This is a genomic window from Vibrio sp. 1CM23M (assembly GCF_023161755.1).
GTDB classification, from domain to species: Bacteria; Pseudomonadota; Gammaproteobacteria; order Enterobacterales; family Vibrionaceae; genus Vibrio; species Vibrio coralliirubri.
On sequence record NZ_JALNTR010000002.1, the window covers coordinates 749,514 to 764,013 of the forward strand.

Consider the following 14,500-nt stretch of genomic DNA (forward strand, 5'->3'; position numbering starts at 1 on the left):
AAAACCAGAGCACTACGAAGAAAGGTTTCGTTGATTCGACCTTATATATCACTCTGAATATCGTTCACCGCGACATCTAAAGTTTGTGAATTATCACTAAGGGTCGTTGCTCCAATCATTAATACCCGGCCATCAGTGTAATAGTCATGATCTTCATTGATCACTTCCACCGTTGCCAATGGGTACTTGTCTAACTCGATGTCTGGTAGTGACGTTCGTATCTGATTAGCGAGCCGATCTCGCTCTTCATCAACATTAGGGTCAATGTTATGAAGGACGGTCACAATGCCTGAATAAGGAGTGACTTTAAGGCCATCATCATAGCTAATTGCGCCTAACCACTGAGGCTGGTTAGTTTTAATATCAACACCTGCGCGCCACCAGCGAATATGGCTGCGCTTCATCAAATTACCCGGCAATTGAAAAGCCATATCTTGCGGCTTGTCTCGCCAATATAAATCAGACACTGGCGGCGTTTTGTCTCTAAGCAATGCGAGATAACCAGCCCATTCAATCTCATTTCGAGAGAAGGTTTGATTCTCTATCCAGCCTAGTTGCTTCATTAAGTCTCTTGGGGTTGCTCCAACATAAATTACGTTGATCGCTTGTGCTGAATAGAACGAAGATTTACCGGGGAACGCTTTATAGGTAACCGAGTTCCAGTCTACTTTGTTTATTTGAGCCGTCTCTTGCTGAGTATGAAAATCATCCGCTTTCCAGAAAAAGTGAGCGTAATTCGCAAACAATACCCACGCTAACAACAGCGCACTCGACTTAAGACCCAAGCGTCGCCACTTCATTCGGTAACCGATAATGGTGAAGACCAATACCGCGAACACACCAACTATCAAACTATTATGCTCAGAGATAAATATCTTAAGGCTATTAAGCCACGGAAAGTTTTCAACGCCGTGCGCCAATAACATACCCCAAGCAATGAACTGCCCTCCACCAAGGGCCAAGCCGATAAACGCCAACACACTGAAATTGCGCCACGGTACACGATGCGAACCCGCTATAAATGGCACTACCCAAGCGATAGGCCCTAATAAGCGAGCAAAAAGAATGATGTATGTACCTTTACGAGCAACCAAATAGCGGCAGCGCGCGATTAACCTTTTGGTTTTGGGACGAAACTTAATAAGCCTTCGTTGCGCCTTAGCACCGTATTTATAACCAATGAAATAACTGATTTGGTCACCAAGCAAACCACCTAGCATTACCAAAACCAACGCCATCCATGCACCTGAATACAGTTGAAAGCCCGCTGCGATAAAGAAGGGCTCTCCCGGTACAAATAGGTTTGGGCCAATGAGAGCATCACCCAATGCTCCCAGAAACAGCCCTAGTCCATCAAACATAACAACCTCAATGCTTACTGTTCTTTGTAGTGACCAAACTTGTAGTTCATCTCGTTGTTACGCATTTCGCCTTTAAAGAAGCGTCTTACATTGGCTTTAAGATAAGTAGAGCCTGTCTTCACAACGCCATCTTGGTCTAAGCGACGTGGGTCAAAACCAAAAGTCATATTTAGGAATCTAAATCGCCATGTTTTGCTCGCACGTTTTACGTAGTCACAGTCTTCACACAGGACGATCTCTTCATCAAAACCGCCGATCTCATCATGCGCCCGTTTAGTCGAGAAAATACATGCGCCAATCGCCGTCGGGAAAAAGAACTGGGTAGTAAACAAGCCTGCGTTAAATAGCCCGTAACCAAACTTGTGTACAAGCGGCAAACCTTTCGAGCTCATGTACACACCCGCCACTTCAAGCTTCTTCTCTTCTAATTCATAAAGCGCTTTCGCAAGGAAGTTTCGAGGCAAGCTCACGTCAGCATCTAAGAAAAGGATTCTGTTGTATTGCGCCAATGACGCACCTGTGTTTCGGCCAAGGCTCACACCACGGTTTTCCATGTGATGCACTGTTAATTTTGGCAGCGCGTTTTCATAAGCTTGCGCCACTTCTCTGGTGTTGTCTTCACTGTTCGAGTCGACAACAATCACTTCAAACTCTTGGTGGGTTTGCACGCTCAACTCTTCCATTAAGCGGCTAATGCGTTTCTCTTCGTTTAGCGTAATTACGACAATGCTTACCGGTTCCATATTTTCACCTATTCATTCTGCTGTTTAATTAACACTAAGATTAACGAACTAAGCCTTAACCAAGTCTTAGGCAAACATTCATTTTCCGTTCATTAACTTGATGATTTAGCGGTGATATAAATAGATAAGAATGGCGATGTAAAAGGGGTTAAAATGCACTAAACAAGCGTTAGCGAACGTTTTATCTCCAAACGAACCCATTATCTAAGGAAATTCACTTTGAGATGGGCTTCTTACTTGCTCATATTGGAATGTGATGTTAGTATCCGCGCTCGCTTAAGCATGAACTTTTATGTTTAAGCATTACCACACACTCAAGGTCGCATTGAGGTGTGAAGTTAATTTTTACTAATTTGAGAGTAAAACTATGAAATTTGAAGCAGTAGTACGTACTGAACTAGGTAAAGGTGCGAGCCGCCGCCTACGTCACGCTGGTAAATTCCCAGCTGTAATCTACGGTGGCGAAGCTGAAGCTGTAGCTATCGAACTTGTTCACGCTGAAGTGATCAACCAAATGGATAAGCCTGAATTCTACGAAGCAATCACTCTACTGATTGACGGCGCAGAAGTTAAGGTTAAGCCACAAGACGTTCAACGTCACGCGTTCAAGCCAAAAGTTGAGCACATGGACTTCATCCGTATCTAATTCCCTACCAAGGAATAAGATTGGATTAATCCAGCCTTCTGCATAGAAAAGATAATCGATCTTACCAGTCGAGAAATCTAGAAATTCGAAACCCCGATGCTACCAACATCGGGGTTTCACCGTTTTTGAGCCCTCAAAAAACGTCCAAAACATCTTATCGAATCCAAACTAAAGATACCTACCCACGCGCTCTACTTCTTTCAAAGCAATACCATCGGCTGCTATACCAACAGGAGCTGAACCTAGTGAATACCACTTAACATCATCAGCCTCTTGAGCGGTGATATCTCCTTTCCAGTCACTCACGATAAAATAATGAATCAACTGAAGTTCCTTCGTAGGATGGTAAAGCGAACACAAGTATTGGTAATCAATCGGAACAACATTAAGCTCTTCGTCGATCTCACGAAAGAGTGTCTGAACCTGGTTTTCACCCTGTTCAATATGACCGCCAGGTATAGTGATTAAACCGGGATCGGTCTCCCTAGACTTACTACGCTTTTCTAGCAATACTTGTGATTCGTTCAGCAAGATAAAAGAGACACACTCGTGGACATCCATCTAATTTTCCTAAAACCGTTACAAAGGTAGTTAAGTTTGTTGTTCTAGCTTGTGTTAATGTTTAATTTACAACAAGCTTTTTGCTCAGCCTTTCATACAATTCAAAAGCTTCTGTTTTCGATATCAAGTTTCCAAGAGCGTATTGATACGCTAGCTCAATATCGTCGCTTTGATTAGGGTAATAACGTTTGGCTACTTCGGCACACTGGCTTAGGTTGGTGTACCAACTACCGTCTTGCTCGGCCACAAAGTAATACGCTGCACGCACTAACCTCTTGCCAATCACCTTAGTGACATCCCCACCAGTCATTGTTTTGAAATTCGGGGTCATTTGCTTAAGATAAGTCGATAAATCGCCATTAAGAGCTTGGGCTATTTCATTACTGGGCTTATATCGTGGAAACTTTATAGATAAATCATTCCCCCAAATACAACAGCAACAATGCTTGAGCCAAAACTGCCAATGGAATTCTTCGTTGGGCTGCAGAACCTCTGAGAGAGACCCTGGATCAATATCAAGCTTAGTCACTTGAGGATAGGTTTGGGGTATGGTGTCGGAAAGTAGGTTAAATACTTCCTTTTCTCTCTGACCAACAGGCGTCGCGAGTACGATAGAAACATCCAAATCAGAGCCACCAACAATGGCCGTTCCTCTAGGCACGCTTCCATACAAGTAGATACCATCAACTTGACCTGGAAGTTCTCTTAGCAGCGAATCAACGACTGCTGACACCACGTCTTGAAATTCAGGCGCAATGTTCTTTGGCGAATAAAGATTTTGAATAAACCCTTTTCGATCGAGCCCTCTATCTAGCTTCTGTATGCCACTTTCCATCACTAAGCCTTTTTCCAATCAGAATGTAGAGCCGCCAACACAACTGTATCCCACCATTGACCTTTGAAAAATCGATGATTCTCAAAGCGCGCTTCTTCTTTCATTCCCAATGACTGACACAATTTGATGGCTGCCAAGTTCTTACTGATGGTTTCGGCGTAGATGCGGTGTATGCCTAACTCTGAGAAACCAAAATTAGCGAGGGCTTCAGATGCTTCTATAGAAAGCCCTTTTCCCTGAGTTTCCCTTGAGAAAGCACAGCCCATCGAAGCTTGTCGATTACCCTCGAGGCGCAAACAAACGGTTCCAATAAACTTCCCCGAGTCTTTGCTTTCAACCGCTAATTGAAAAGACTGGCGCGGAACTACCAAAGACTGCTCAACAAACAACTGGGTTAGCTCTCGATATTTGTTAGGTTCGCAATCATTTTCGTCATAGAAACGCTGATACTTTACGTCTTGAGACATCGCAACAAAGGCACACTCGTCTTCGATACTCATATCTCGAAGAATCAACCTGTCAGTTTCCAGCTTAAACATCAAAATTCCTTTTTATTTTATAGCCATGAAGGGAAAAGTCTCGGAGATGTTTACTCGTATACTTTCCCGTTATGCTTCAACCAACCATGAGTGTGATGATTACGAGGATCTTTGTGCGTCCAGTGCACTACGCCACCTTTCTAATTCCATAATGAAATGTCATTGGGCTGACTAAATAAGTCCCTATCTAGCGGTGCTTGTACTGAGTCGGACAATAACCTCTCGAAACGTCCGAACTGCGCAGTTTTACGTGCTTGGTCGAGCGCCCAGAAACACGTGAACGCCACAGCTTAAAACTGCCAAGCTTGAGATGGCTACGCATAAAACGAATCACTTCCGATTCATTTAAACCAAATTGCAGTTCTATTGCTTCAAACGGCGTTCTGTCTTCCCACGCCATTTCGATAATTCTTGATTCATTCTCTTTAGATAGCATCATGCATACTCTTCCTTTATAAACTGGAAGAAATACGCCCGTCTTCGATTTAAAGATCACAAGTGACCACTTTGAACTACACGACTTATAAAGTTCAATAAAACAACAAGCTAACTCAAATTATGGCTATTTGCTTTCCAGCCACTCAGAACGCAATAGACCATACTTAATCGAGTCATAATACTCGCCTTGGTAATAACGCACTTTTCTTAGCCTAGCTTCTTGCTGGAAGCCTAATTTGAGGGCTAGTGACATCATCCGTGGATTACCCGACCAAGTGGTTAAACCGACACGCTCTATCTGCTTGTTTTTGAATAGACAGGATATCCAAAGAGGAAGAGCTAACGCAGCAATACCCTGCCCCCAATAGTCGGAGTTATAAATGACTACTCCGGCTTCAAGCCAACGTGTCTCTTCACACTCCCAATAACAACTGACAGTACCTACAGGCACATCGTCTACAACCACCAACTGTAAGTCAGATCCATTGAGTAACCGTTGAAACGAACGGCTTTCAAACTCTTCTAGTGATGGCGGTGAGTATGGAAAATAAGGGCCGTTAAACTTCGTCCACTCATCGTTTGAGATAACCAATGCATAAATGGCGGCCAATTCGCTTGGCATGGCGGACCTAATAGTTACTTGCATCTTCTCTCCTTGGTTTGGTGCTTAGGTATGGTTCTTGGTCTGAGTTCTAGAGGGATTAGTCGCAACCACAGCAGTCATTAATCTCATAATAATCATTAATAATAAAGTAACTAAATCGGATGACTACCAATCTAGCAACTAGGCAATCATAGGGTTAAATAAGCTTGTGCGAACTCTCTAAGCACTCTTACATTATTGTGGTGTTTGCTATCTCCGCATTTTATGCCATCCACTTTGATGTCTGGGCTGGAATAAGCAGGTATAACATCTCGCTCATAAGACATCACTGTGCCTCTATCAGCACAAATTGCGCCGAAGGAATATTGAGGAGCTCTTGGATACGTTCCAGAAATGTAACTTTCTATACTATCAAAATCTTTCAATAACGTTTTATAGTCATGATTAGCACCACTTAAATGGCCAATTTCATGCTCCATTAAGTAATCAGGGCAGTTTATCGCTAAAGAAAAAAAGTAGGATACCGAAGATGACATACCACAATAATCAGACTCAAAGCTAAAATTATAATTAGAAAATACTATCCCAGTAAAAATGGGGACGCCGTCTTCTGTTGTTTCTGGAATCGGTTCTTCCATCGAGAGTTTTAATAACCTCTCTGCTGCGCTCAAATCTTGAAACCAAAGGCTGTCGATTTCAGACGTATAAGTCACCTTAGTGACTTTTCTCGTCATAGGGACGCAGGAGTTTTTTAACACCAGATTCGAATAGCTTTCCCATGTCGCTATTTTAGAGGCTATAAATGCTTTGGAATATTCAGATAACAGCGATTCATCAACATAAAGGTGGATTTCTGTATTCAAAACCTCGCTCTGTGCACAAGTAGGAAACTCTATGGTTTGAGCATTGGAGAGTCGACTATTGCTCAACACTATAATCAAAACACAACCAACTAACTGGATGAGCCTTTTAAAAGAACTCTCACTGACTCGTGTATTCATTTCCACCCTCTCCCTATATTCAAAACCACAAAAAGCATCATAAATGCCGTGACTTAAGATTCATATCCTGCCCCATTACACATATAAGCGTTGGCCTCTCAAAGTAACCTGCACTATCTGTGTTTTTCAGAAAACAAAAAGCTCGCCATGCAATGACGAGCTTTATTGATTATGAGAGCTTAACGGTTATAAGACCCTGGCATTAACAAGGCCCAAATACGAAGAAATCTAAAGTATTAAGACACCTGATCGCGTAAAGCCAATTCAACGTTTTTCAACACTTTGAACTCTTCTCGAGTACAACCGCGCGCCACGGAAACCCAATGGTCGCCAGTTTCATCGGCTCCTTTAAACTCTGCACGCAACTCATATCTTCGCCATGTAACAAACGCCAAAATAAAGGTCAGTGCGAGCATCGGTAAACCGAACTGAGGCACGAATGCCCAAGTCGCAGCCGAGAGGACTAAAGCCAACGAAACAATATTGATTGCGTTCTCTTTAAGACCCAATTGACGAATTTCTAACTGTTTGATTTTACGTAAGCTATACACATCTTTCTTAACTCGGAGCTCGTTAGAGTTCACCAGAAAGTCTGATGCTTTGTATGACGTACGAAGTCGCACTAAATTCGCTAACCTGTTGCGTGTTTGGTTCTTATTCATCGCCTTTCTCCATGTTATTTAAAGGTTAGTAAAAACTAATGCAATCATGAAGTTAATGAACGAATGCTTATTTTATAAATCAAGCCAATATTAAAATCAAGCCTATGCAATTAATAACAATTATAACAACATCACTTAGCATACAAAATTTAGATAAAAGAAGGTTTATTGAGGAGTCGACTCATCGTAAATCGATGTACTTTAGTTAAGTTAGATATAGGCCGATAGTGATTCCGATAATCGACCGAACATACTAAACAGCGGGCATAATTCCTCCTGCTTTGTAACCATTTATTTCAACGCGATTTTTGCGACAAACTTCGTGTTCAAGGAATGCTGAACCACGGTCACATAACACCCCATCTTCCATAATCAGAACATTCACCCTCCCTCTTGATTATCGATTTTTTGAATACCAAAATCATTCAATTGAACATATCAACATAGCTTATTAATTAAGCAATTGATCTCATAATGTGGAGCCTGTACGCTTACAATATGCACACAGTTACTTAATGGAGATCACGATGAACGAACTACTGACATGCGCTATGGAACAGAAACAACGAACAACGGTAACGAGTTTATTCGCAAGAAATGGGTTTAAGATCGCAACGACTGACTTTGATGATGTGACTTTCGAACGTGAAAGTGTGTTGGTCAATGTTCGTTTTGATGCGTCTTCAAACGTTGAATCGATTTCAATTCTAAACAACTAACGAGATCACTAGCAGGCCGCTAAAATGATTGAATAACCAACATTCGAGTCATTTTAGCGTATCTTGCGACCAGTTCTTTTCTACGTCATCCCATCCTCTTCTCTTCCAAAAGCCACCGAGTGATAATTAAATCAATGACTCGCAATTCCATGAACTTGGCTTATATTTATTAATACCCTTTGTACAAAAATTCGAAATGATGCCTATGTTCCTAACTCGGTTAATTTATGTCAGTACACTCTGTGAAAGTTGCGACTCTCAGGCTTTGAACGACATTCTTCAGATTTCACATGACCGTAATAAGCAGAGCCACTTAACAGGCCTTCTTAGCCACAACGATAAGTATTTTCTTCAATGTATTGAAGGTTCTAGAAGTGCAGTTAATCAAACTTACAATCACATCCTGAATGATAAACGCCACAAAGATGTGATGATCTTGTATTTCAGGGAAATAGACTGTCGCCAATTTGGAGATTGGTCTATGGGTGATATCCCTCAATCAAGCCTAACCGAATTGGTGAACTTACAGTTTTCGACATCCAACCAATTCAATCCATATGAGATGTCTGGAGAAAGTGCTTATCGAATGCTTCTGGAATTGAAACAGAATTTGCCATCTGAATAAGTATTGTTTAATCACAGGTTCATGCCTCAATCACTGGTGTAAAACCATGAAACGTTGAGCTGAAATTTTTGGATTAAAGCGAGGTTACGAAAGGCTAGATCAACTTCTAGCCTTTCTTCTTTAACTTACGTCTGGTGCATCCTTCAAGTACATTTTATAATGCTTGATTCACTTCAGGTGTCGGTATTGAGGACAGTGGACCAAAAAAGCCTACGGCTTCTATCTGGCTTTCATGCATACCCAGTCGAGGATCTTCTTCAAGCCTTCTTAATATGTAGTGCCCATCGTCGTTTTTCTTAATTTTGTAAACCATCAAAGTTTGGTGTGAACGTAGGAATGCATTTAAGTTATTAGGGTCGCCTTCAACGACTTTATCAGTGCGAACAGTCAAAAGATAAATCGTATCAAAGAAGGTGCCATAATACCCTGTTCCCACTGCATGCGTGCCGTCATGATAAGCAGCCTGAGCTTTGAAGCGCCCATGCGAGCCAATCAAAGTGACCTCACGATCATCAAAGTGACTGTTGATTTCGAAGTCACTAAACATAGCATTCACCCATGGCACCAACAGCGGCAATATAAGTAAGCAAATAATGGACAGAGTCTTTGTTTTTCTCGTTAATCCCATACTTTTATCCGCCCTTGGATCACCACTTGATCAAACGTTTTCTTTATGTCGTCTTTTTGTAAAAGGCCTACCATATTTCCGTTCTTCTCAGAGACGTACACATGAGTCAAACCTCGGAAATAATTCTCTAGGTCACTTGCCACGACCTTGGCTGCAAATTCAGGGTTTAGGCCCTCTTCATAATCTCCATCTAATGAAAAAAAATAGAGAGAATCTCCCAAGGAAGCATAGATACCACGGTGGACTCGATACACTTGCCCTTCATAACTGTGAATGGTTTTGTAAAAGCCTGACTTAGCATTCAGGATAATATCGTGTTCGTCGTCTTCAAAATGGGCGTAACCAGAAAAGTATGTACCTAAAGACAAAAACCACGGCACCAAAAACAACACCGCAATAAAGAGTCCAACTCGTAGAGTGAGGGATTTAAGGCTAACCACCAACACCTCCCCCAAAACATTCAAAGCATTCGAAAGCTTCACGATAGACAAAATAGAAAGTGATCAATCCAATAAACAATGCGATGGTGATCTCCCACACCACAGGCTTCTTACTCCAACGACGAAATACGTTAGATGTTGCAGGCGGTTCTTCTTGAATGGAATTAATAGGCGTATCGGTATAGTCATCATCAGTTTGTAAAGCCGGTGCTTGAGTTAATTCTTTTTCATAATCGAACTCCTTAGCCTCCACGACATTGTCACTATTGGCGGCAGACTCATCATGAACAATCTCGATGTTCATCGCATTGATGAATACATACCCTTCTCCGGGCAAGTTGTTCACTTCAAACCCTAGCTCTAAGCTGTCTAGCTTTTTTCGTAACTTCATAATGGCAACGGCCAAAGAGTTCTCACCGACGACTCTTCCTGGCCAACCTTTCTCAATCAGAACCTGCTTATCAATCACCTCTCCGTGTGACTCACAAAAAGCCAACAGCAAATTATATTCACTTCGATTCAGTTCTAAGGGCTGATTTTCTTGCCCCGAGTCGCTGTTTATCAAAGTTATGGTTCTTCTTACTGTGTCTATAGAAAGTTTTTTAAACATTCTTTTCCCTGCATTCGCACTACCTACTAAAAGTAGACTAAAAAAACATAAAACACGAATTATCAGCCACTTAACTGTAGTAAATCTAAAAAATTAAACGTTATTAACTGCGTATAAAGCACTATTAACGGGCTTTTATTTCCAATTCATACGCCGTTGAAGTCAAATCAATCACCTCGAAAGTGTGCAGGAAATCTCGATTCCAATGCACCTTTTATTTTTATACATACATTTCTAAACAATAGGTGAGAAACATGAAACTTAATAACTTTTTCGTGATGGGCGCAACAGCATTCGCAATGACTTCTGGTTCGGTATACGCAGCAGATGAAGCACTTGCAGATGCAATTTGGAGTGGTGTGATTGGTGGTTCAGTACCTAGCTCGAACCTTATCATCACGGGTGAATCAGGGGGTGACATTCAACAAGGTAGCTTGTACGTAAATACTGATGGAACATTCACTTCTTCTAACGTGGTTCTAGAAGCTCGTGACTTCACTCCAGAAGACCAAACTATCGGTGATCGTCAGCCAGAAGCAACTTGGACTTACGTGACGTCTCAAGTACTGATTGGCAACCAAGTGACTCAAGACGCATCCGTTGAGCTTTACGACGACCAGACACAACTAACCCAAGGCCAAGTCGGATCAGTAACGGGTGGTTACGTTCAACTGAGCGTTAAAAACTCTTCGGAAATATCAGATGTGCCTGTAGAGGGTGAAGCTCAAGTTATCGTACAAATGGCAGCTAGCTACGTAGCAGCGCTTTAAGTGGTTTGGGGAAAACTGTGAATTACTTAACTCGCCCACTTCTCGCTTTGTTGAGTGCAGGCGCGATGAGTCTTTATGCCAATGCAGAAACTCATACGTTCCAGTTAACGAGTGAAATCGATAAGAAACACTTTTTCTCTTATCAGATTACAGAAGTCGCGTTTTCCCCTTCTTCTTTATCGCTAAAGGTCGATCCAAAAACCGACACTTTTCGAGATGCTACAACACAGTTATTGGTCGAGACCGATATTCCAAGTTCTGATCAGTCGACTCGATTCCAGTTGTTCATGACAGGCAATACAGCCCAGTGTTTCGATATTCATAAACAGACACTAATAACGCCTGCAGATCTTGTTGATGTGACTGTCGCTGAACAACCCTTAACGTCATCAACCCCTGTTCTGATGGATTTCAACACCACATCAAACGACCTAAAGAGTGGCGAATACGACGTCATCTTATCCTTTGGGGCTTTACCGACAGGCTCAAACCTGTGCCAAGGCCAGTTATCTGTTTTAGCGGAGCTTTCGTTATGAAAAATAGCACGTTGATTACAACAACGATCTTAGGTTCGTTGACCTTGTCACATCTGGTTTCTGCTAATGGAAACACTTCAATCCCAGCTGGATTTGAAGATTTTTATTCGCAACAAGAACGCGATGTCGAGTTAAAAAACATTGATGGTCGTTACATGACGATTCCTATGTCTGTAACTTACGATTCAGTGCAATTCAGTAAGCCTGAAGATGCAACTGCAGTTGCAAAGGAACTGATGTCATCAGGCCTAAATGAGCGCTCAGCAAAGCAAATAGTTGCTGGGTTTGCTCGCGGTCAATCGAATACTGTTGACTGCCAGGGTGACCTGAACTTATGTAGCCTTACTCCTAAAACGTACGACACTTTTTATGATTACCACTCAAATAAGCTCTACCTATACGTTAACAAAGAGCTGCTTGAGAAGAGCAAACCGAAAGCACTCAAGAAGCATTACGCGTCGACTTACAACGCAAACCCAGGCTTGATCAACAACGTGAGCTTATACACATCAAGCGACTTTTCAGACGATTTGAATGTGAATTTAAGTGATCAACTCATCTTGGGGCTGCCTTATGGCTCGGTTCATGTAGACACCTACCTGAGCAATCAAGAAGATGCGTCTGAGCTCAATTACGGCTATTACAACCTTGAGTATCAAAACCTGCGTTTAACAGCAGGTTATCACCAAGATCGCTTGGCACTTAACAGTACCTCTTTCTTGCTCAACAGTACTCAATATCATGACGTAAACGTGAATTTGTCTTCGAGCAAAAACCTAAGTCGTACCGCTAAAAACGAAGACCAATCACTGTACTTCTATGCACAGACCCAAGGTGTGTTAAAAATCTTTCGCGATGACCAAATCATCGTGCAGCAGTCTGTACAAGAAGGTCAAGGAAGCATCAGCTACTCAGAACTCCCAGATGGCGTGTATGACGTGACTATTGAGATCTCTGCGGGTACGCAAGTGGTTTCTTCTGAATCGGTACGAATTTACAACGCAAATACAGACACATTGAATACTGGTGAATTCGATTATTCGGTTGCTGCGGGCCAATTCCAAGACAACGACACTTACCAGAGTGACGAAGACCAACCATCAGGCTTGTCTTCATCCAACGTATTTGAAGGTGTTGCCTTTTTCCAAGGTGCATTGGCTTATAAATGGTCTGATACACAAACGGTCGCAATAGGTAGCACGTTGACCACCGAACATGCGATGGGTCAGTTAGGTTTTAAAGGCTACTTACCCTTCGATAGCCGCTATGAAATGTTCCTTTCTAACATCGACAATGAGGCTTGGTATGTATCTGGATACTGGAACCTTGGCAGCTTGGGCTTTACCTATGAGCGCCTGAATAACCCAGACCAAAACCAATTTGCTGAACACTTATACGGAGCCAGTGACAAAGAACAGCTCGGTATTTCCACCAGCTACACCATTGGTGACACGGTGCGTGGGTATAGCTCAGTGAATTACATCGAACAAAGTAATTTATACAACAGTTCGCTAAGTAACTGGTCACTGTCTTCTGGTTTAAGTGCACCGTTTATCGTCGATTCAACGCTCGATCTAAATGTGACTATTAATAATGAGCAACTGACATCAAATTGGGACGATGGTGAGCTCTCCATCTCTCTAAATTGGTCAGTACCTCTTTCATCGAAGCTGACTGGCAATACGGGGGTCACGATCACGGAGAATGGCTTTAGCCAATACACCAACAGCTTAGAGACACAAGATTTAGTCGAAGACCAAGACACAGATTTACGACTTACTGCCAGCAACAGTTACTACGTTAATTCGCCTAACGCAGCGGTAACTAATGTAACGGCGTATGCCGCCAAACGAGATGAGCATTACCAAGCTGACGGCTTTTTCTACGCCGCGAACAACGGCGAAAAAGCGTTAAACGCTACATTACGTAGCACCCAAATTATTGGTGGTGAGAGCGTGAGTTTCACTACCGCACAAAGCGATGCTTATGTGGTAGTCGATACCCAAAACAATATCCGTTTTGATACCGACGAGAAAAAGACAAAAGGCTTAGTGGTTGTACGTGCCGATGACCAGGTGATGAACAAACAGTACATCTACAACGACCGAGTAGTCATTACCCTAGACGACTACCAAGCTGCAACGATAGAGCTTGATGTAGAAAGCGTCGCTTTACACAACACTGGCCAACAGTCAGTAACAGGCTACACACACCCCGGGTCGGTCATTGAATTGAACTCGAACGTGAGCCGTGTGATCAGCTTTGTTAGTAAATTCAAGGACATTTTCGGCAACGATGTACACAACATTGAATGTGAAGGCCCAGCATGTTTGAACGTATCAAGCATTACGTCTGGCATTCACAAAGTCGACGTACAAGAAGGTCAACAATTCGCGCTAACCAGTAACGGCCAACAATGTTACTTGCCGTCTGTCGATGATGCGAAACAGCTGAACTTTGGGACCAACTTTTGCCAACCAAACTTGAATCCAATGGAGTCAATGATGTTGGTGAGTAACAACAAAGAAATTAACGTGATGTACATCGGTGAATTCGATGACATCAACACACTTAACGAACAATTGCATGCACTGACCGACAGCGGGATGGAGTTTATTACCACTCGTCTAGGTCGTACTTCTTTTGTTTACCTGACTGTAAATAAGGATCTTCAACTCAGTCATCAACAACGTCAACACATAGAAAATGTTGCTCGCTACGCCAATTCGGAATCGCTACGAGAGCACAACTTTGTACTTAACCGACCTGAAGGTAACTGATT

18 protein-coding genes and 1 pseudogene are annotated in these 14,500 nt (G+C 42.3%); 6 read left to right on the forward strand and 13 right to left on the reverse strand.

Annotation, left to right across the window (positions count from 1 at the left end):
• Positions 1-41: 41 nt before the first annotated feature.
• Complete coding sequence (locus tag MSG35_RS08680) at positions 42-1,361, reverse strand: LssY C-terminal domain-containing protein (RefSeq protein ID WP_248383688.1); 1,320 nt, start codon at positions 1,359-1,361, stop codon at positions 42-44.
• Positions 1,362-1,375: 14 nt separating this feature from the next.
• The gene (locus MSG35_RS08685) at positions 1,376-2,104 is read right to left on the reverse strand and encodes a glycosyltransferase (RefSeq protein WP_017079049.1); all 729 of its coding nucleotides are present in this window, start codon (positions 2,102-2,104) and stop codon (positions 1,376-1,378) included.
• A gap of 367 nt (positions 2,105-2,471) precedes the next feature.
• Between MSG35_RS08685 and rplY the strand changes: the two genes are divergently transcribed.
• On the forward strand, positions 2,472-2,750 hold the full coding sequence (rplY, locus tag MSG35_RS08690; RefSeq protein ID WP_048658383.1) for a 50S ribosomal protein L25: 279 nt from the start codon (positions 2,472-2,474) through the stop codon (positions 2,748-2,750).
• A gap of 168 nt (positions 2,751-2,918) precedes the next feature.
• Here the strand turns inward: rplY and MSG35_RS08695 are convergent, their stop codons facing one another.
• The 8 genes and pseudogenes from MSG35_RS08695 to MSG35_RS08730 form a co-directional block, all read right to left on the reverse strand.
• Complete coding sequence (locus tag MSG35_RS08695; RefSeq protein ID WP_248383689.1) at positions 2,919-3,311, reverse strand: NUDIX domain-containing protein; 393 nt, start codon at positions 3,309-3,311, stop codon at positions 2,919-2,921.
• A 61-nt stretch (positions 3,312-3,372) separates the two neighbouring features.
• The gene (locus MSG35_RS08700; protein ID WP_248383912.1) at positions 3,373-4,134 is read right to left on the reverse strand and encodes a nucleotidyltransferase domain-containing protein; all 762 of its coding nucleotides are present in this window, start codon (positions 4,132-4,134) and stop codon (positions 3,373-3,375) included.
• A 14-nt stretch (positions 4,135-4,148) separates the two neighbouring features.
• A complete protein-coding gene (locus MSG35_RS08705; RefSeq protein WP_248383690.1) occupies positions 4,149-4,685 on the reverse strand; it encodes a GNAT family protein in 537 nt (178 codons plus the stop codon).
• A 50-nt stretch (positions 4,686-4,735) separates the two neighbouring features.
• Positions 4,736-4,834, reverse strand: a pseudogene (locus MSG35_RS08710) (DUF3465 domain-containing protein); the annotation flags it as partial.
• A gap of 38 nt (positions 4,835-4,872) precedes the next feature.
• Positions 4,873-5,124, reverse strand: a complete 252-nt coding sequence (locus MSG35_RS08715) for a TIGR03643 family protein (RefSeq protein ID WP_017065384.1) — start codon at positions 5,122-5,124, stop codon at positions 4,873-4,875.
• A 123-nt stretch (positions 5,125-5,247) separates the two neighbouring features.
• Positions 5,248-5,769, reverse strand: a complete 522-nt coding sequence (locus MSG35_RS08720) for a GNAT family protein (protein WP_248383691.1) — start codon at positions 5,767-5,769, stop codon at positions 5,248-5,250.
• Positions 5,770-5,915: 146 nt separating this feature from the next.
• The gene (locus MSG35_RS08725; RefSeq protein WP_248383692.1) at positions 5,916-6,728 is read right to left on the reverse strand and encodes a zinc-dependent metalloprotease; all 813 of its coding nucleotides are present in this window, start codon (positions 6,726-6,728) and stop codon (positions 5,916-5,918) included.
• Between the two features lie 236 nt (positions 6,729-6,964).
• Complete coding sequence (locus tag MSG35_RS08730) at positions 6,965-7,390, reverse strand: hypothetical protein (protein WP_248383693.1); 426 nt, start codon at positions 7,388-7,390, stop codon at positions 6,965-6,967.
• Positions 7,391-7,917: 527 nt separating this feature from the next.
• Between MSG35_RS08730 and MSG35_RS08735 the strand changes: the two genes are divergently transcribed.
• Positions 7,918-8,109 carry a hypothetical protein gene (locus MSG35_RS08735; RefSeq protein WP_081228732.1) on the forward strand — a complete coding sequence of 64 codons (192 nt, stop codon included), beginning with the start codon at positions 7,918-7,920 and terminating at the stop codon, positions 8,107-8,109.
• A gap of 205 nt (positions 8,110-8,314) precedes the next feature.
• Complete coding sequence (locus MSG35_RS08740; RefSeq protein ID WP_081228733.1) at positions 8,315-8,734, forward strand: BLUF domain-containing protein; 420 nt, start codon at positions 8,315-8,317, stop codon at positions 8,732-8,734.
• Positions 8,735-8,888: 154 nt separating this feature from the next.
• On the opposite strand, the gene MSG35_RS08745 is transcribed toward MSG35_RS08740, so the two are convergent.
• From MSG35_RS08745 to MSG35_RS08755, 3 genes are all read right to left on the reverse strand, one after another.
• The gene (locus MSG35_RS08745) at positions 8,889-9,281 is read right to left on the reverse strand and encodes a hypothetical protein (protein WP_241486943.1); all 393 of its coding nucleotides are present in this window, start codon (positions 9,279-9,281) and stop codon (positions 8,889-8,891) included.
• A gap of 71 nt (positions 9,282-9,352) precedes the next feature.
• Positions 9,353-9,802, reverse strand: a complete 450-nt coding sequence (locus MSG35_RS08750; protein ID WP_248383694.1) for a hypothetical protein — start codon at positions 9,800-9,802, stop codon at positions 9,353-9,355.
• Positions 9,795-10,412 carry a winged helix-turn-helix domain-containing protein gene (locus MSG35_RS08755; protein ID WP_048609459.1) on the reverse strand — a complete coding sequence of 206 codons (618 nt, stop codon included), beginning with the start codon at positions 10,410-10,412 and terminating at the stop codon, positions 9,795-9,797. The genes MSG35_RS08750 and MSG35_RS08755 overlap by 8 nt, the downstream gene beginning before the upstream one ends.
• A 254-nt stretch (positions 10,413-10,666) precedes the next feature.
• Here MSG35_RS08755 and MSG35_RS08760 point away from each other — a divergent pair, with 254 nt between their 5' ends.
• The 3 genes from MSG35_RS08760 to MSG35_RS08770 are packed head-to-tail and all read left to right on the forward strand — an operon-like array spanning position 10,667 to position 14,498.
• Entirely contained in the window at positions 10,667-11,182 is a 516-nt protein-coding gene (locus tag MSG35_RS08760; RefSeq protein ID WP_050650183.1) for a hypothetical protein, read from the forward strand.
• Positions 11,183-11,199: 17 nt separating this feature from the next.
• On the forward strand, positions 11,200-11,718 hold the full coding sequence (locus tag MSG35_RS08765) for a hypothetical protein (protein WP_050634635.1): 519 nt from the start codon (positions 11,200-11,202) through the stop codon (positions 11,716-11,718).
• Positions 11,715-14,498: a TcfC E-set like domain-containing protein gene (locus MSG35_RS08770; RefSeq protein ID WP_248383695.1), complete on the forward strand. Its 2,784-nt coding sequence runs from the start codon at positions 11,715-11,717 to the stop codon at positions 14,496-14,498. The genes MSG35_RS08765 and MSG35_RS08770 overlap by 4 nt, the downstream gene beginning before the upstream one ends.
• The last annotated feature ends 2 nt before the right edge of the window (positions 14,499-14,500 follow it).

What these genes read in the sequence shown, in the direction of transcription:
- rplY (WP_048658383.1), top strand. Translation starts at nt 2,472, where the DNA reads ATGAAATTTGAAGCAGTAGTACGTACTGAACTAGGTAAAGGTGCGAGC.
- MSG35_RS08755 (WP_048609459.1), bottom strand. Translation starts at nt 10,412, where the DNA reads ATGTTTAAAAAACTTTCTATAGACACAGTAAGAAGAACCATAACTTTG.
- MSG35_RS08730 (WP_248383693.1), bottom strand. Translation starts at nt 7,390, where the DNA reads ATGAATAAGAACCAAACACGCAACAGGTTAGCGAATTTAGTGCGACTT.
- MSG35_RS08735 (WP_081228732.1), top strand. Translation starts at nt 7,918, where the DNA reads ATGAACGAACTACTGACATGCGCTATGGAACAGAAACAACGAACAACG.
- MSG35_RS08740 (WP_081228733.1), top strand. Translation starts at nt 8,315, where the DNA reads ATGTTCCTAACTCGGTTAATTTATGTCAGTACACTCTGTGAAAGTTGC.
- MSG35_RS08685 (WP_017079049.1), bottom strand. Translation starts at nt 2,104, where the DNA reads ATGGAACCGGTAAGCATTGTCGTAATTACGCTAAACGAAGAGAAACGC.
- MSG35_RS08720 (WP_248383691.1), bottom strand. Translation starts at nt 5,769, where the DNA reads ATGCAAGTAACTATTAGGTCCGCCATGCCAAGCGAATTGGCCGCCATT.
- MSG35_RS08705 (WP_248383690.1), bottom strand. Translation starts at nt 4,685, where the DNA reads ATGTTTAAGCTGGAAACTGACAGGTTGATTCTTCGAGATATGAGTATC.
- MSG35_RS08695 (WP_248383689.1), bottom strand. Translation starts at nt 3,311, where the DNA reads ATGGATGTCCACGAGTGTGTCTCTTTTATCTTGCTGAACGAATCACAA.
- MSG35_RS08725 (WP_248383692.1), bottom strand. Translation starts at nt 6,728, where the DNA reads ATGAATACACGAGTCAGTGAGAGTTCTTTTAAAAGGCTCATCCAGTTA.
- MSG35_RS08680 (WP_248383688.1), bottom strand. Translation starts at nt 1,361, where the DNA reads ATGTTTGATGGACTAGGGCTGTTTCTGGGAGCATTGGGTGATGCTCTC.
- MSG35_RS08770 (WP_248383695.1), top strand. Translation starts at nt 11,715, where the DNA reads ATGAAAAATAGCACGTTGATTACAACAACGATCTTAGGTTCGTTGACC.
- MSG35_RS08760 (WP_050650183.1), top strand. Translation starts at nt 10,667, where the DNA reads ATGAAACTTAATAACTTTTTCGTGATGGGCGCAACAGCATTCGCAATG.
- MSG35_RS08745 (WP_241486943.1), bottom strand. Translation starts at nt 9,281, where the DNA reads ATGTTTAGTGACTTCGAAATCAACAGTCACTTTGATGATCGTGAGGTC.
- MSG35_RS08715 (WP_017065384.1), bottom strand. Translation starts at nt 5,124, where the DNA reads ATGATGCTATCTAAAGAGAATGAATCAAGAATTATCGAAATGGCGTGG.